The following is a 17,714-nucleotide window of genomic DNA, read 5'->3' on the forward strand; positions in this document are numbered from 1 at the left end:
AATGTAGATCACTACCTCGATTTTCGCCAATAACGAACTGGTATCACATTAGAAATCAACCCAAAGAGATCGCGATCACACTAAAGGCAAAATAACTAACTTTCAGTAACTTGTGATGCTCGGCCTATTAAAACCTTTTTGACTCGTTAATTTCATAAAATCAAAACAGAAGTTAGTGATGCGCATCCCGTTTATTAAATATTTGCGATCTAAGTGAAGCAATAACTACGTCAAAACTGAAAGTTTTTAACCTTGAAGCATATTTTGAACTTACGCCATCCTGAACTAGAGTGAGCCAACTTAAAATAATAAGAGACATTCCAATGTCATTTGAATCGACCAAAGTACCCGACAATACCGATGGTAAAATGTCAAAACAGCAAAAGAACTTACTCATTCTAGCTGCTGATATTCTACTGTTAGTTTTGATGTATCACTTTCTTCCCTTTGACCAAGGGGTTAACACAGGCTTAGCTATGCTTGTCTTCGCGGCAATACTGTGGTTAACCGAAGCGATTCATATCAGTGTCACAGCGATTTTAATCCCCATCTTAGCGGTTCTATTTGGCGTGTTCGAAACCCAAGCGGCCATGAGCAACTTTGCTAACCCCATTATTTACCTTTTCTTCGGCGGTTTTGTACTCGCAGCAGCGCTTAACCACCAAGGAATTGATAAGTTGATTGCGCAAAAAGTACTGGGAGCATCGAAGGGCCGACTCTCTGTCGCCTGTTTTATGCTATTTGGGATCACTGCTGGTCTTTCTATGTGGATTAGCAACACGGCAACGACCGCAATGATGTTGCCGCTGGCACTTGGGATCTTGCATCAAATCGATATAGAGAAACACAAAAGCACTTACCTGTTTTTACTTCTTGGTATCGCCTATTCGGCAAACATTGGCGGTATTGGTACATTAGTGGGTAGTCCACCCAATGCTATTGCAGCAGCTCAGGTAGGGCTTTCATTTGCCGATTGGCTTGAGTTCGGTCTTATTACAGTTGCCATCATGCTGCCTATGATGCTTATTGCTCTCTATCTTTACCTTAAGCCCGATCTATCAATGATCTGCGAAGTCAAAATGGAGCAGCAATCGCTCAATTTCCAAGGCAAGCTCACACTCGTTATCTTTATCGCTACTGTTTGTTGCTGGATTTTCAGTAAACCCATTGCTCAAGCATTAGGTGGGATCGCTAAATTCGATACTATTGTGGCTCTCGGCTCAGTCGTGTTGTTAGCAGGCCTTGGTTTAGTCAAATGGAAAAAAATTGAAACCACAACGGATTGGGGCGTACTCATTTTGTTCGGTGGCGGATTAACCTTAAGTGCAGTTCTTAAAGCGACTGGCACTAGCGTATTCTTAGCGCACTGGATAACCGACATTTTCGGCAATACTCATATGGCACTGTTCACCTTTGCTGTGATTGCCTTCGTCGTTATGCTGACAGAGTTTGCCAGTAACACTGCTAGTGCAGCATTGTTAGTCCCTGTATTTGCCGCCATAGCTGAGGCATTAGGGCTATCTCCAGTAATGCTATCGGTATTGATTGGTATCGCCGCCTCTTGTGCCTTTATGTTACCTGTTGCGACGCCGCCTAACGCCATCGTTTATGGCTCTGGCTATATTAAACAATCTGAGATGATGAGAGCTGGTGTGATCATTAACTTCATCAGTATGCTTGTACTCTATATCATCGCTCATACTTTCTGGGAAATCTAAAAGCTAAGTTCAAACTATTAGCCCTGCTTATCTTTGGCAGGGCTAACTTCCTAAGTAAAGCTCATATTACAAATCCACTAAGCCATCTTCCAGAGCCTGAATAATATCTGCTACCGATTCAAGGCCCACTGAGATCCTAAGTAAGTTATTTTTAATTCCCGCCTTAATACGCTCCTCTTCACTATAAGGTGAATGGGTCATTGATGCTGGATGTTGAATTAAAGACTCGGCATCGCCAAGACTGACAGCAATAGAAAACAGTGATAACCGATTGATGAAGGCTATTGATTGTTCGAGGCTCGCATCTAACTCAAAGGCGATGACCCCTCCGCCTCTGCGCATCTGGCTGCCCATAAGCTCATGCGCTGGATGACTTTCAAGACCGGGATAGTACACTTTTGACACTTTAGGGTGACCTTCCAGATAACTTGCCACTTTCTCAGCATTATCGCAGTGTCGGGTTACCCGTACGTCTAAGGTTTTCAGTCCACGCAAAATCAGCCAAGCATCGTGAGGCGAAATCACCGCGCCAACGTCTTTTAGTACTTCAAACTTAATCACTTCCATCTGTGCAAAGCTGGCACATATAAGCCCTGCAATCACATCACCATGGCCATTGAGGTACTTGGTTGCACTGTGAATAACGATATCAATGCCATGTTGAATTGGTTGTTGCAGCAATGGCGTCATAAAAGTGTTATCCACCACACTCACCAAGTTATGTTGCTTGGCGATATGGGCAATAACATCCAGATTAAACACATCGAGATGCGGGTTAACCGGGGTTTCACAAAATATCACTTTAGTATTTTGCTTTATTGCAGCTTTAATCGCCTCTTCGTCACTGAAGTTAACTAGCGTCACCTCGATGCCAAACTTAACCAGTTGCGAGGTCATAAGGGAGAAGGTGCAGCCATAAACAGCGTGAGATGCGACTAAGTGATCGCCATGGCTTAAATTTGCCAGCAAGGCAGCTGACACTGCGGCCATTCCTGAGGCCGTCGCTGCGGCAGTATCGCTGCCTTCTAGTGCCGCAATTTTACGCTCAAGTTCTGCCGTAGTCGGATTGCCTAATCGAGTATAGATATAACCTGGCTCATCACCCGAAAATCGAGCCCCGCCTTGCTCTGCGGTCTCAAACACAAAGGTTGCACTCTGGCACAGGGGCGTGACAAGTGCACCAAACTCATTATTCTCACGGCCAGCGTGGATCACTTTTGTGGCAAGTTGCCATCTATCTTGCATAATGCTCTCCCAACTTGGTTACGACCGACCTTTTAATAGTTGTTAATGTCAGCCTTATCTCTTCAATCTCAAATGAATTTTCCAACCCATTCAGAAGAACAATTGAAACAACAAAGGTTGGTGTTAGTTCCATAATCAAGATGAACTAGTCTGAGTAAAGATTATACTTTCTGGAGGCAATTCTACGCGCCAAAATTGTAAAGTGAATGTTACAAGTAAGGGCTAAGTACAAAAATAGGCTGCATGACTGCAGCCTCTGATAGGTATAAGGTATTAAACCAAGACAAGATTAGTCTTGATAGACTTTGCTCTTGTCAGATTTTGCCGCTTTTGACAAAACGCTAGTCGACAGCTCCTTTAGACTTAAGAGTAGTTCTTTATGGATCCCTGATAGCTTAGGTTTTGATTGCTGATTAAACTCAAGCGGACGGCAAAGGGCCATTGCTTGATAACCTAGCCTAGCCGTTAGCAGTCCACCACCTAACCCTTGCCCTAGCCTCGCCGATAGCTTGCCTGACATCTCAACCGACAACAGTTGGGTGCCTAAGTCGGTAATGATCTCACTGGAACCCGCATAGATAATATTACCTACAATACTGCGAATAAGCTTTACTCTGCTCCAGTAGCCTAACTCTATGCCATAACAGTCGGCAATCTTATTAATCATGCTCTGATTGCGCCAAAGAATAATCGCCATATCCAATACCGCTAATGGGCTCGCAGCTAATAGCAGCGCTGACTCTTGGGCAAAACGACGGACGATTTTCTTGGCGACCAAGTCGCGCTCTGTTAACACTATAGAGTCGAACAACATCAACTTTTCTGCGTCGTTATGCTCTGACATGTTGTTAAGTTGAAACTTTGTCAGCTCTGCAGTCTTGGGCAATTTAGCGACGATGTCATCAATAAAGGGATCGGCCTCCCCCATCTGCATACTGTGCACTAAGCGCTTGCCCACTGTTTGCGTGTCTTCGATATGCTTAAGAGCTTTAAGCTTACGCCATTCAACAAAAGTCACTTTACCAGCCCAAAGTAACACTAATCCTGTGACACTGGCATACAGCCCAAACAACCAACTGCTTTGCACAAAGGCGGCCTGTAGACCAAGAAAACCTTCTACCGCAATCACGATGGCAACGCCGGCTAAACAGGCTCTAGCAAGCCAGTTACGCTTAGTTTTAGCACTCTTGTGCGCCGCTAATGACTCAAAATGGGATAAACGTTGCTCAACGAGCAGATCAAGCTCTGGCTCATTCTCAGATTCAGCCTCAATAAAATCGACTTGCTCCTCAAAGCTGACAGAGCGAGCTAGTTTCGATTCAGGCACATTAGCATCAGTGTCAAACCGCTGCTGCTTTCTTATGGAATTATCACCTTGTGACATAAACACTCACTTACTAAAAATCACTTTAATTTATCGCCCAGCAAAAACTGCAACACATGATCTAATCGAATATGTTCAAAGTCGGCATTACTACGCTGGGTATTTTTATTGGTAGCAGGGACAAAATTGATAAACTCAAACCCTTGCTCATCCCAAAAATCGGAAGCAGGCAGAGACTTAGGTACCTCACCTGGAAATAAGGTCACGGACTGTCGCTTACTAAGCTCAGTCCCCCGCACCACCTCAATCTCTTTACCGTCTTGCTTGACCATGCCATGGCTGGTCGATTTAATGGCACTGATTGCCATTGTCTCCACTTCGCAGCCTTCGAATTTGGCGTATTGCTGGCTTTGATGCACGAGCTGGGTCAACAGTGACAATACATTGCCCTGCTGATCACGAGTCACATGGTCAACCTTGCTCGCAGCAAATAGTAATTTATCAATTTTAGGTGCAAATAAGCGTTTCAATAAACTCGATTGGCCAAAATGAAAACTCTCCATCACCGCATGGATAGCCGACTTCATATCATTAAACTGGGCTTGACCTCGATTGAGTGGACTAAAGCAGTCGACCAATACCAATTGTCTATCAAACTTGGCAAAGTAGTCCTGATAAAAGGGTTTAACCACCCTGCTCACGTACTCTTTATAACGCAGCTTTAACGTATGGTAAAAACTATTGGCTACTGACTGTTCTAGAGACTGAAACATTTGTTCACTTATATTAAGCAATGGGAACAAAGCCAGCACGGGCGTGCCATCTAACTCGCCTGGCAATAATAAACGCCCTGGTTGCGCATAATAGAATCCATGATTACTGACGCAGTCTTGCAATACTTTCTGGTAAAGATCGGCAAGCTGCTGCAGCTTAAGTTCATCGGCAGGACTTGCAAGATCCACTGCATCGAAAGCCTTGGAAAACGCACTAAAATGAACCGAACGTTCAAATACCGCTTTGCGCTGTTCTTGAGTATTTGACCACTGCTGGAATGATAGTTTGAGCATGGGTAGATCAAGTAACCACTCACCTGGATAATCGACGATATCCAGATATAAGGTGGCGCTATCGGTCAGTTTCGACAACAGACCTTTGCCAGGGCGATACTTGATAGCCAGTCGTAATTCACTAATATTTCGCGTGGAAACTGGCCAAGTCTGTGGCTCGGTAGTTAACGACTTAATGGCCGCATCATAATTAAAGCTTGGAATGGTCAAGTCTGGTTGCATATCGCGTTTAACGCCATAAAGCCTGCCGTCTCGAGCCACTCGCCATAAAGGTAATTGGGAGCCAGTTTCTGCAATGCCCGAATGTAGCAGCTGATTGACTAAGCCTGTAATAAAGGCTGTTTTACCTGCTCCCGCTAATCCGGTAACCGCTAATCGTAAATTTCTATCTGTGGTTCTTAGCGCAACGGCTTGAGTATTCTTACCAAGCTTTTTGAGTGACTGTTTAAGACTCGCCATAAAATGAAGTGAAACCCGTTTGAGGAAGTTCTAGGGCAGTATAGCCTGCCCCTTCATTGAACTATAGATTGTTGACCCATATAAACTATTGGACTATGAATCTTATAGATTGTTGATTTGATCTTTAAGATCGTAATTATCAGAAGTCACATGACGCTCTAAGTTCTGTAGTCGAACTTCTAACGACCTAAACTGGCTATTCACATCTCTTAATGCCATTTTGGCCGGTTCACCTGACTGCCAAACCTTCTTCTTTAGTCCAATTTCTTTACTTGACTCGTTTTTGCCAGTGCCGGGCTTAATATCTAAGATCATCCAAAGTAACACATAGATAATCAAAACAATCCCGGAGCCACCCAATAAGAAGATTGAGGCTGCAAGTACTCTGACTAGCCAAGTTTCAAAATTAAAGTAATCTGCAATTCCCGCGCAAACACCCGCAATTTTACCCGACTGAGGAATTCGATATAACGTTTTATTTCCTTCGTTCATCTCTACATCCTCCTTATTAAGCACCAATTTGGTCGTATTTATTTATTGCTAGAGAAATCGTCTGTTTAGTCATGACGATTTCTCCACTGCGGCGCCTCACTGTCTAAGATAGCTTCTAGCGTTTCGATGCGATGAGACATCTTATCCGCTTTAGCAATTAACTCATTAAGCTGGCTAAACTCTTCTTCAGTAAGTCCCTGGCTAACCTGTCGCTTACTGCGGTAATGAAGTATTAGCCATATTGGAGCCACAAAAATCATAAAGATGATAATTGGAGCCATCAAAATATCCGTGTTCATAACTCACCTCTGATTAGTATTGATTATTTAGTTTTTGTTTTACTTTCCTTCATTTTAGCCTTGAGCGCTTCAAGCTCCGCACTAACTGAATCTTCAGCTTCTAGGGCGGCAAACTCGTCATTAAGCGACTTCTTATTACCTAAATCGTAAGAATCAACCTGCGATTCTAGGCTTTCAACACGACGCTCATATTGCTCAAACTTGCTCATCGCATTATCAATCTTGCTAGAATCAAGCTGCTTTTTCACCTCTAAACGTGATGAAGCTGTCTGCTTACGCATGATAATAGTCTTTTGACGCGCTTTAGCGTCGGCTAGCTTTTCTTGAAGTAAGTTCACTTCGTCTTTAAGACGTAAGATGTGCTCTTCAACGACAACTAACTCCGCGGCAAGGTTTTGCGCTAGGTCATTGGCTTTTTGCTTTTCAACTAAAGCCGCTTTAGCAAGATCTTCACGGTTTTTAGACAAAGCTAATTCAGCTTTACTTTCCCAATCTTGTACTTGCTCTTGTACTTTAGCGATACGGCGAATGATCTCTTTTTTCTCGGCTAACACTTTTGCTGAGGTAGAGCGTACTTCAACTAACGTATCTTCCATCTCTTGGATGATCAGACGAACCATTTTCTCTGGATCTTCGGCCTTATCGAGTAATGCACTGATATTCGAGTTAATGATGTCTGCAAAGCGTGAAAAGATTCCCATAATGTTTCCCTCTAATTAACGTTGGATTCGATAATTACAATCCATATTCCGTGCCAACTTTAACTTTTCAATACTATACAGCGACTTAAACAAATATTTAACTTTTTCTTTCATTTATAAACTGAGCATCATATTATTATTTTCACCAATTATTAGCGTGAAAGACTAAATTACTGTGAGAAAGCAATTTCAACAAGATAACCTTATCGGTCAATCCAATGCTCTTTTAGAAGTCTTAGAGCATATTTCACAAGTTGCACCACTGTCTAAGCCAGTGCTAATAATTGGTGAGCGCGGCACAGGCAAAGAGCTTATCGCCGAGCGATTACACTACTTATCAAAGCGTTGGGATCAGAGCTTTATCAAACTTAACTGCTCATCATTAAGTGAAAACTTACTCGAAAGTGAGCTATTTGGCCATGATGCGGGGGCATTTACAGGAGCCAGTAAAAAGCATGAAGGCAGATTTGAGCGCGCCGACGGCGGCACGCTGTTTTTAGATGAGCTAGCCAATACCTCAGGACTAATTCAGGAAAAACTACTGCGGGTCATTGAATACGGTGAATTTGAACGAGTCGGTGGTAGTAAAACAGTACAAACTGATGTGCGCCTGATCTGTGCCGCCAATGAAGACTTACCCACTCTTGCCGACGCCGGTGAGTTTAGAGCGGATTTGCTCGATAGGCTCGCTTTCGATGTGATCACCCTTCCGCCCCTGAGACACAGAAGCGAAGATATCATGCCGTTGGCCGAATATTTTGCTATAGGCATGGCAAGACAGTTAAAGCTTGAGCTATTTGAAGGTTTTAGCAGCAATGCTATCAAGCAGCTCATGGAGTATCAGTGGCCTGGTAATATCCGCGAGCTTAAAAACGTGGTTGAGCGTAGCGTCTATCGAAATGCTGAAACAAATGCCGCAATAGATCAAATCATTATCGACCCATTTGCTTCTCCCTATCGCCCGACTAAACGGGTTAAAACCAAAGAGCGACAGCAAACAATTGCACCCGAGGTTAATTCAACGGCCAGTAACGGCAGCGATGAAGTAAGTGCTAACATAAGTACTAGCAATAGTGCAGCAACTGATATGGGCGTTAGCTTTCCTATCGACTTTAAAACCCATTGTGAACAGGGTGAAGTCAGGATCTTAAAACAAGCATTAGAAGCGGGTCAGTTTAATCAAAAGAAAACCGCAGAACTGCTGGGATTAAGTTACCATCAACTTCGCGGGATCTTAAAGAAATACAACTTGCTGGATAAATAATTGCTGTTAGCTAGCGGGCACTGTTAAAATAGCTATTATCGTTCAGTTCAAAAATGACGGCTTAATGAAACAGCTGCTTAAGAGAATAAAGTTAATCACTGCTCTCTCTTTGATTAACTTGTTACTCACCGCCTGTGGTCCACAGCAAGTTCCAACGGGTTTAGTCTATTGCTCAGAAGGCAACCCTGAGACTTTTAACCCTCAATTGGTGACCTCTGGCACCACTATTGATGCCACTTCACAGCAGTTATACGACAGTTTGGTCGATTACGATCCTGTATCTGGTGAAATAGTGCCCGCTCTCGCCACGTCTTGGGAGACTTCAGCTGATGGTTTAAGCTACCGCTTCAAACTGCGCCATGGGGTTCAGTTTCATCAAACGGCGCTATTTACACCGACACGCCTATTTAACGCCGATGATGTGTTATTTTCTTTCAATCGCGTCATAGACTCCACCAACCCTTATCATAAAGTTTCAAAAACAGGTTATCCCTTCTTTCAAAGTATCGGCTTTAATCAAACGGTTAATCGAATTGAAAAAACTGCCGATGACGAAGTGGTATTTCATCTAAATCAAAGCGATGCGTCTTTTCTTTCCAACTTAGCAACCGGATTTTCAGTCATTCTATCTAAAGAATATGCAGATGGACTCTTGGCTCAGGGAACACCAGAATTGTTGGACAGAAAACCTGTGGGTACAGGCCCTTTTCAGTTGGTCAAATATGTTAAAAACGAGCTAATTCGCTATCACCGCAACGACAGTTTTTGGCGTACTCAGCCGGAATTTGAACAACTGGTGTTTAACATCACGCCGCAGAGTAGTACCAGATTAACTAAATTAATCACCGGCGATTGCAGCGTATCGGCCCTGCCGAAGGCGGGGGAATTACCCGTGATTAAAGAGCACCCGAATCTTGAACTCGATACTCAGCTCGGCTTTAACGTCGCATTTTGGGCATTCAATACCAAGAAAAAGCCTTTCGATGACGTACGGGTGCGCCAAGCCCTAGCCTACGCTGTCGATAAGCAGAATATCTTGCGGGCGGTATACCAAGAAACGGCCATAAAGGCGACTGGCATGCTGCCGCCTCAATCTTGGGCCTATCATTATAATAAAAGTGCTTACCAATATAATCCTGACAAGGCTCGTTTGTTATTAGCCAGTGCAGGTATCGAAAACTTAAACATCGATATCTGGGCAATGCCCGTCGCGCGTATTTACAATCCAAATGCCTTAAAAACTGCTGAGTTAATTCAAGCCGATTTAGCTAACATTGGCGTAAAAGTGAATATAGTGACCTACGATTGGAGTGTGTTTAACCAAAAGCTCAGTCTTAACGATTACGACTCGGTGCTGATAGGCTGGAATGCAGATAATAGCGACCCCGATAATTTCTTTTCGCCTATGATGAGTTGTGATGCACTAAAATCATCGAGTAACCGCGCTCAGTGGTGCAACCTTGAAATGGATCGTATCTTAGCAAAGGCAAAAGCCACAACATCAGAATCAGAGCGAAAGGCACTTTACCAACAAGCAGAGGCCTTATTTACAGAACATGTACCAATGATGACATTTGCCCATGCAACACAGCTAACTTTTAAGAGCAAAAATATCAAGCAAACTCAGCTTACTCCTTTTGGTGGGATCTCATTTGAGCGAGCCAAGAAGATAACATCAGAGGAGGAGCTATAATGGGCCGCTATCTTCTACGCAGATTAAATCTGTTTATAGCAACGAGTTTCGTCCTAATAGCCGTGTTGTTTGTAACCACAGGTTATTTCCCTACCAATAAAACCGTTGCACTGACTGGGATCTCTAACCCAACGCCAGAGCAACTTCACAGTATCGAAGAGACTTATCAGTTAAATGAGAGTCAGCTTGAGCAATTTTTTGCCTATACCAAAACTCGCTTAAGTGGCGATTTAGGGTTATCTGTCACTTCACAGCGCCCGGTTATTGAAGAGCTGACTCAGGCACTTCCCGCATCATTTGAGCTTGCTATCGTATCCGGCTTAATTGCCGTATTGCTTGGTGTGCCACTTGGGGTGTTTGCTTCACTAAGTAAGAACAAGGTCACCCAACACAGTATTATGGCAATTACCTTAACCGGTTACTCCATTCCTGTTTTTTGGCTAGGGCTAACCTTGTCATTATGGTTTGGCGTTAAACTTGGCTGGCTTCCGGTTTCTGGGCGAATAAATTTGTTATATGAGATAGAGCCTGTGACAGGCTTTATGCTGGTAGATACCTTACTCTGGGATTCTATCTATCGTTTTTCCGCATTTAAAGATGCATTGTTTCATATCATCTTACCGTCAATAACCTTAGCGGTATTGCCGTTTACTGTGGTGGTACGTATTACTCGTGCAGCCATGCTCAACATCATGGAACTGCCCTATATTAAAGCCGCTGAAGCCCGAGGGCTACACACCAGCACGATAGTACTGCGTCATGCACTACCAAATGCACTGATCCCTGTTTTGAAGAATATGGGCCTCATGCTAGGTACTTTTGCCAGTTACGCCATGATTGTTGAGGTTATTTTCTCATGGCCAGGCGTTGGTAGCTGGTTAGTATCTGGCATTTACCAACGAGATTACACCGTTATTCAAGGTGGCGTGTTGGGCGTTGCACTGACCATCATATTCTTGAGTATCTTAATTGAAGTCATACATAACGCTTATAATCCGCTAAGCAGGAAAGAGATCTATGCCGCGAATTAGGATCTACCAAGAAGACCATATTCTTTCTCCAACCCAGAAAGTATGGCAAGCATTTGCCGATAACCCTTTTGCACTAATTGGGCTTTGGGCGGTGTGTTGTATACTCACCTTAGCCATTTTTGGCCCTTGGATTGCGCCTTTCTCACCGGAGCAGCAGGACTCACTCGCGTTGCTCTTACCGCCCTCTTGGGATGCTAGTGGTACGGTTGAGCACTTCCTCGGTACCGATGACTTAGGCCGAGATATTTTCAGTCGCCTGCTTCATGGTGCGCATCTCACTTTTGGTATGGCTCTGGCAATCGTACTGGCATCATTAGTCGTTGGTTTTATCATCGGCTCGATATCCGGCATGATGAAAGGCTTAAAATCTTCGATATTAAGCCACTTACTAGACGCACTTTTATCCATCCCATCTTTACTGCTGGCCATTTTGGTCGTCGCAATAATGGGGCCGGGACTTGAAAATGTTTTTTGGGCGGTAGGTATTGCTCTCACGCCACAATTTGTTAGGGCTATCCATCAAGCAGTGCATGAAGAGTTGCAAAAAGACTATGTAACCGCAGCTAAATTAGATGGCGCAAACTCAATTCAAGTTTTTTGGTACGTGATCATGCCTAACGTTTGGGAAACCGTAATTATTCAAACGACCTTGGCTATTTCTGCTGCTATTTTGGATATTGCCGCACTGGGTTTCTTAAACCTTGGCGCTCAGGCTCCTAGCCCAGAATGGGGGGCGATGGTGTCGCAAGGACTTGATAATTTATTGACCGCACCTTGGACAGTCACCATCCCAGGTGTTGCCATTTTGTGTAGCGTACTGGCTATTAACTTAGTTGGTGACGGTTTGAGATCGGCGTTATCGCCCATCAGAAATTAATACTATGCCATTACTCGATATTCGTAACCTCACCATTGAACTCGATACCCCCCAAGGACGAGTCAAGGCGCTAGAACGTGTCAGCTTAACCATTAATCCTGGCGAATTACATGGCTTAGTCGGTGAATCTGGTTCAGGCCGCACACTATTAGCCCGTGCTATTTTAGGGGTACCTGGACATAACTGGACCATTACTGCCGATCGCATGATGTGGGACGGGCAAAACTTAATGGATATGTCGGCTAAACAGCGACGTAATTTAATGGGCAGTGAAATAGCCGTTATTTTCCAAGACCCTACCGGCAGCTTAGATCCTGCCATCTCTGTAGGTAGCCAGCTTATCGAAGCCATGCCTGTCGATAAGCAAATTTCATTTTGGAAGCGCAACAAAGTCCGTAAAGCAACGGCGCAAAAGTGGCTGCATAAAGTCGGTATTAAAAATACTGAAGAAGTGATGAGCAGTTATGCGTGGGAGCTTTCCGCTGGTGAGTGCCAAAAAGTCATGATTGCGATGGCGATAGCCAACCAACCACGCCTGTTAATTGCCGATGAACCCACCGACTCGATGGAACTCAGTACTCAGGCGCAGATCTTTAGATTGCTAGGAAAACTTAACCAGTTACACAGCGTATCAATTCTATTGATTAGCCATGAATTAGAAACCTTATCTGGCTGGTGCGATCAGCTCACCGTTTTGTATTGTGGCCAAGTTATGGAGTCTGGTCCAACAGCGGAAGTACTCGAGCAACCGTTTCACCCCTATACCAAAGCCTTGCTGGACAATATGCCCGACTATTCCGGTGGACTTGCCCATAAGTCAGTGATGCAAACCTTGCCAGGCTCATCGCCGGCCCTGCAACATCTGCCTATCGGCTGTCGTTTAGGCCCGCGCTGCCCACAGGCACAAAAGCGCTGTGTCAGTAAACCAAGCCTGTGCCATAAGAAAGACCGCTATTTTGCTTGCCATTTCCCATACCACAGTGAGCCATGTAATGACGACTCCACTTCTTAAAGTTAATGATCTCAGTAAAAGTTATTATGCTGGCTACAAACGTTTTAAACGACAATACAACCACGCTTTATCACCGGTTTCGTTTGAGCTAAATCGTGGTGAAACTCTGGCGATTGTTGGTGAAGCCGGCTCAGGTAAAACCACCATCGCTAGAATATTAGTAGGCGCAGAGATCAGAAGTGGCGGCGAGATCTTCTTTGAAGGTGAGCCGTTAGATAAACACGATTTAAAACAGCGCTGCCGTCTGATCCGGATGATATTCCAAGATCCTAATACCTCACTCAACCCAAGACTGACCATTGGTGAGTTATTAGATGAGCCTTTAAAGTTCAGTACTGATTTAGACAGTAGTGAACGCAAGGCACAGGTAATCGATAAACTGAGAAAAGTCGGCCTATTGCCAGAACATGCTGAGTTCTATCCTCATATGATTTCAGAAGGACAAAAGCAACGCGTAGCTGTGGCACGAGCCTTAATGCTAGATCCTAAAATCATCATTGCAGATGAAGCCTTAACGGCTTTGGACCTCTCTGTTAGATCGCAAATACTTAATCTACTGCTAGAGCTACAACAAGAAATGGGGCTATCTTATATATTCGTATCGCATAATATGAATATCATTCGCCATGTTAGCGATAAAATTATGGTACTGAAAAAAGGGGTTATGGTTGAGAAAGCAACAACAGAACAGTTGTTTAACCAACCTCAACACGAGTACACCCAAAGGTTAATTCAAGATCAAAGCTTATTTACCCGTAAGAAGTAATCTCGTTTCAAGTGCTTTAGATCTGCGCAGTTGCACGCAAAGTCACGGTGAAATCTGATTAAGGCAAGTGAGCTAAACTGCTCCAACCACTGATAAAAAAGCCGATTTTCAACAAAAACGAGTGCCATTTGATGTCGGTTTAATTATCCTAGAGACAATTTTTTAAGAGAATCAAAAAATATGATCATCAAACCTAGAATTCGTGGTTTTATTTGTACTACGACCCATCCTGTTGGCTGTGAAGCTAACGTCCTTGAGCAGATCAACTTTACCAAGGCAAAAGGCAAAATAGCTAATGGCCCTAAAAAAGTTTTAGTTGTCGGTTCTTCTAGTGGATACGGTCTTTCGTCACGCATCACAGCAGCCTTCGGTAGTGATGCCGCCACATTAGGTGTGTTTTTTGAAAAGCCTAGCACCGAAACTAAGCCAGGCACTGCAGGCTGGTACAACTCGGCTGCATTTGACAAGTTTGCAAAAGCTGAAGGACTTTACTCTAAAAGCATCAACTGTGATGCCTTTAGCCACGAAGCTAAACAGAAAGCCATTGAGCTTATCAAGCAAGACTTAGGTCAAGTTGATATGGTGGTTTACTCACTGGCTTCTCCTGTTCGTAAAATGCCTGATAGCGGTGAACTGATCCGTTCTTCACTCAAGCCTATCGGCGAGACTTACACAGCTACAGCAGTAGATACCAACAAAGATCTTATTATCGAAGCTAGCGTTGAGCCAGCCACAGAGCAAGAAATTGCTGATACTGTGACCGTGATGGGCGGTGAAGATTGGGAACTATGGATGCAGGCGCTATCTGAAGCTGGCGTATTAAGCGATAACTGCAAAACCGTTGCTTACAGCTACATTGGTACAGAGCTTACTTGGCCAATCTACTGGCATGGCGCATTAGGCAAGGCCAAGATGGACCTTGACCGCGCAGCTCAAGCATTAGATGCTAAGCTTTCTGTAACGGGCGGCAGCGCTAACGTTGCAGTACTAAAGAGTGTTGTCACTCAAGCTAGTTCTGCAATTCCTGTAATGCCACTGTACATCGCTATGGTATTTAAGAAGATGCGCGCTGAAGGCCTACACGAAGGTTGTATTGAGCAGATTAGCCGTATGTTCAATGAGCGCCTATTTAAGGCCGATGGTACTGCGGCCGACGTAGACGATTCAAACCGCCTACGCCTTGATGACTGGGAGCTTCGTGAAGAGATCCAGCAGCATTGTCGTGATATGTGGCCACAAGTCACTACTGAAAACCTAGCTGAGCTGACAGATTACCGCGAATATAAAGAAGAGTTCTTAAAACTGTTCGGTTTCGGTATCGAAGGTATCGACTATGAAGCTGATGTTAACCCACACGTTGAGTTTGATGTGGTTTCAATCTAAATCACCCCGTGAATTAGATAATACTATTCTGTAGTAAAGTAAACGCCGCAATATTTTATTGCGGCGTTTTTTATTGCGGCGTTTTTTATTGCGCCTTCGCAACGTTCATCACGAAAAACAATGAGGGCAGCAGATAAGCAGTAAGCTTTTGATCTTTATCTTCGTGATCTCCGTGAAAGCGAAGCGCTTCGTGGTTAATTTAGTGGTAAATAAGCAATAAAGTAAAAGCCAACGAAGGACACAGAGCGCTGCGCTACACGAAGAAATCCATCGGCAAGATTAACTATAAAATAATAGCTTCGCTTTTTTGCTCAACTTCTGGACAGCTCTACTTTGTAATCTTCATGAAAGCGGAGCGCTTCATAGTGTGGCAGTTTATTCAGCCCATAAAAAAACCGGCCTCAGCCGGTTTTTTTATGCCTCAATGAGGCGCACTGCTATTTATTAGTAGCGCATATTCAGCAATTCTTATTCAGCAACAGGGTAAAGAACTTCACCCTTAGCCTTTAGCGAAGCAATCACTGCACGGTAATCGTTTTCACTGTACTGAGAGCTTAAGCGTTGCTTAAGTGCATCGAGTAGATTTGCGTCTACACCTTCAGCAGCATTAACTTGCTTAAGAACCACTACAGCGTAACCATTGGCTAAAGCAACAGTATCAACTGAAGGCTTGTCGCTTGGTTGAGCCATCGCGAACGCCTTGTTCACAATCGCACCATCTACGTCTTGTGCAAAACGAGCAAGCTTATCTTTAACGATGTAGTCTGCAGTCACACCTGACGCTTCAACAGCAGTCATAGCTTCTTGTGCTTGCTTACGCGCCGCTTCATTAGCTTGTTCTTGCTTTAAGCGGTTAGCAATTGCATTGCGAACATCAGCTAAATCCATTGTACCAGCAGCTTTATGCGTATTTACACGAATCACAACTACGTGGTTAGGCTCAACTTCTAAAACATCACTGTTCATGCGATCAAGCAGTACATTTGAAGAAAATGCTTCTTTAAGTACATCAGGAGCAGTAAACAACTCAGGCGGATTAGCCTGTGTAAACTCCGGAGTGGTCTTAACTTCAACACCTAAGTCTTTAGCCGCATCGATTAAGGTATCAGGTACTTCATAGCTAGTATCAGCCAAAACTTGCTGTAGCTCGTAGAACTTATCTACCGCTTGCTTGTCTTTAAGCTGAGCAAGGATCTTCTCTTTTACGTCAGCAAACGGCGCTTGTGCACCTGGCTGAATATCTAGCACCTTGATGATGTGATAACCGAAATTTGTTTTGACAACACCTGAGTATTCGCCTTTGTTAAGCGCAAACAGTGCAGTGTCAAATTCAGGCTCCATTACACCCGCTTCGAACCAATCTAGTTGACCACCTTGCTCACCACTAAAGGTATCTTCAGATTCAGTTTTCGCGACTTCAGCAAAGTCTGCACCGTCTTGAAGTTGCTTGTAGATAGCCTCAGCTTTTGCTTTGGCAGCAGCGTCATCGTCACCTTCTTGTACAAGAATGTGCGCAGCTAAACGCTTCTCAGCTTGAGTGTAGTTAGCTTTATGCTCATCGTAATAAGCTTGGGCTTCTGCATCTGTCACTGTGATATCTTTAGCAAGATCTTTCGCATCAAGCTCGATGTAGTTAAGGCTAACGACTTCAGGACGAATGAATTGATCTAGGTTTGAATCGTAATAAGTTTTGATCTGCTCGTCAGTAACACTGATATCAGCAAGGAACGGAGTCGCATCAATAACCTTGTAGTCAATATTACGCGTCTGGCCTTGAAGCTCAGCTAAATACTCAGCTTCACCAGCAAGAACAAACTCAGAACCCACTAAGGTCGCAACAAGCTGACGGCGAGTCATATCGATACGCATCATGTCTCGGAAAGAGTTAGCTTGATAGCCTAGCTGACGTAAAATAGCTTGATAACGATCGTTATCAAATACACCGTCAGTTTGGAAAGCAGGCTCAGACATGATGGCAGCTTTGATCTGCTCATCTGATACGCGTAAACCTAGCTCTGCAGCATTTTGGTCAAGTAGCTTCTCAGCTACTAAGCGCTCTAATACACTTTGCTTAACGCTCTGCATATAGTTGTCATCGGCAGACAAAGTGGCAAACATATCACCTAATTGCTGCTCTAAACGACTACGTTCGTTTTGATATGCTTGCTCTAAAGCAGAGTTGCTGATCTCTTCACCATTTACGGTAGCAGCTGCAACCTCAGTTGAAGAACCTAAATAACTACTCACACCAGTAAATGCAAATGAAAGTATCACAAGGATTAATATGCTTTTAGCAATTACACCTTGCGAGCCTTCGCGAATCTTTTCTAACATCAGACTTCTCGCTTGTTGCGATTAATAAAATAAAAAGGCGCATCACTGT

Annotated in this window: 15 protein-coding genes; 8 read left to right on the top strand and 7 right to left on the bottom strand. The window is 43.9% G+C overall.

What is annotated here, in order from left to right:
* Positions 1–323: 323 nt before the first annotated feature.
* Positions 324–1,718, top strand: a complete 1,395-nt coding sequence (locus K5Q73_RS08880) for a DASS family sodium-coupled anion symporter (protein WP_220760457.1) — start codon at positions 324–326, stop codon at positions 1,716–1,718.
* 66 nt (positions 1,719–1,784) lie between these two features.
* On the opposite strand, the gene K5Q73_RS08885 is transcribed toward K5Q73_RS08880, so the two are convergent.
* The 6 genes from K5Q73_RS08885 to pspA all read right to left on the bottom strand — a co-directional run bounded on the left by K5Q73_RS08885 (position 1,785) and on the right by pspA (position 7,305).
* Positions 1,785–2,963 carry a PLP-dependent aspartate aminotransferase family protein gene (locus K5Q73_RS08885; protein ID WP_220760455.1) on the bottom strand — a complete coding sequence of 393 codons (1,179 nt, stop codon included), beginning with the start codon at positions 2,961–2,963 and terminating at the stop codon, positions 1,785–1,787.
* Positions 2,964–3,252: 289 nt separating this feature from the next.
* A complete protein-coding gene (locus K5Q73_RS08890; RefSeq protein ID WP_220760453.1) occupies positions 3,253–4,347 on the bottom strand; it encodes a TIGR01620 family protein in 1,095 nt (364 codons plus the stop codon).
* A gap of 20 nt (positions 4,348–4,367) precedes the next feature.
* On the bottom strand, positions 4,368–5,813 hold the full coding sequence (locus K5Q73_RS08895) for a YcjX family protein (RefSeq protein WP_220760451.1): 1,446 nt from the start codon (positions 5,811–5,813) through the stop codon (positions 4,368–4,370).
* 102 nt (positions 5,814–5,915) lie between these two features.
* On the bottom strand, positions 5,916–6,305 hold the full coding sequence (gene pspC, locus K5Q73_RS08900; protein WP_220760448.1) for an envelope stress response membrane protein PspC: 390 nt from the start codon (positions 6,303–6,305) through the stop codon (positions 5,916–5,918).
* A 65-nt stretch (positions 6,306–6,370) separates the two neighbouring features.
* A complete protein-coding gene (gene pspB / locus K5Q73_RS08905) occupies positions 6,371–6,604 on the bottom strand; it encodes an envelope stress response membrane protein PspB (RefSeq protein ID WP_220760446.1) in 234 nt (77 codons plus the stop codon).
* A gap of 23 nt (positions 6,605–6,627) precedes the next feature.
* Positions 6,628–7,305: a phage shock protein PspA gene (gene pspA / locus K5Q73_RS08910; RefSeq protein WP_220760444.1), complete on the bottom strand. Its 678-nt coding sequence runs from the start codon at positions 7,303–7,305 to the stop codon at positions 6,628–6,630.
* A gap of 175 nt (positions 7,306–7,480) precedes the next feature.
* Here pspA and pspF point away from each other — a divergent pair, with 175 nt between their 5' ends.
* From pspF to fabV, 7 genes are all read left to right on the top strand, one after another.
* Positions 7,481–8,569, top strand: a complete 1,089-nt coding sequence (pspF, locus tag K5Q73_RS08915) for a phage shock protein operon transcriptional activator (RefSeq protein ID WP_220760442.1) — start codon at positions 7,481–7,483, stop codon at positions 8,567–8,569.
* A 64-nt stretch (positions 8,570–8,633) separates the two neighbouring features.
* Positions 8,634–10,262, top strand: coding sequence for an ABC transporter substrate-binding protein (locus tag K5Q73_RS08920; RefSeq protein WP_220760440.1), 1,629 nt, complete (start codon positions 8,634–8,636; stop codon positions 10,260–10,262).
* Complete coding sequence (locus K5Q73_RS08925; RefSeq protein WP_220760438.1) at positions 10,262–11,293, top strand: ABC transporter permease; 1,032 nt, start codon at positions 10,262–10,264, stop codon at positions 11,291–11,293. The genes K5Q73_RS08920 and K5Q73_RS08925 overlap by 1 nt, the downstream gene beginning before the upstream one ends.
* The gene (locus K5Q73_RS08930; protein ID WP_220760436.1) at positions 11,280–12,170 is read left to right on the top strand and encodes an ABC transporter permease subunit; all 891 of its coding nucleotides are present in this window, start codon (positions 11,280–11,282) and stop codon (positions 12,168–12,170) included. Before K5Q73_RS08925 ends, K5Q73_RS08930 begins: the two co-directional genes overlap by 14 nt.
* A 4-nt stretch (positions 12,171–12,174) precedes the next feature.
* Positions 12,175–13,182, top strand: coding sequence for an oligopeptide/dipeptide ABC transporter ATP-binding protein (locus tag K5Q73_RS08935; protein ID WP_220760434.1), 1,008 nt, complete (start codon positions 12,175–12,177; stop codon positions 13,180–13,182).
* Positions 13,163–13,948 carry an ATP-binding cassette domain-containing protein gene (locus K5Q73_RS08940; protein ID WP_220760432.1) on the top strand — a complete coding sequence of 262 codons (786 nt, stop codon included), beginning with the start codon at positions 13,163–13,165 and terminating at the stop codon, positions 13,946–13,948. Before K5Q73_RS08935 ends, K5Q73_RS08940 begins: the two co-directional genes overlap by 20 nt.
* 180 nt (positions 13,949–14,128) lie before the next feature.
* On the top strand, positions 14,129–15,331 hold the full coding sequence (gene fabV / locus K5Q73_RS08945; protein WP_220760430.1) for an enoyl-ACP reductase FabV: 1,203 nt from the start codon (positions 14,129–14,131) through the stop codon (positions 15,329–15,331).
* Between the two features lie 468 nt (positions 15,332–15,799).
* Here fabV and K5Q73_RS08950 read toward each other — a convergent pair whose 3' ends face one another.
* On the bottom strand, positions 15,800–17,665 hold the full coding sequence (locus tag K5Q73_RS08950; RefSeq protein ID WP_220760428.1) for a SurA N-terminal domain-containing protein: 1,866 nt from the start codon (positions 17,663–17,665) through the stop codon (positions 15,800–15,802).
* Between the last annotated feature and the right edge of the window lie 49 nt (positions 17,666–17,714).

The sequence above is a fragment of the Shewanella sp. MBTL60-112-B2 genome, assembly GCF_019655055.1.
Classification (GTDB): Bacteria; Pseudomonadota; Gammaproteobacteria; order Enterobacterales; family Shewanellaceae; genus Shewanella.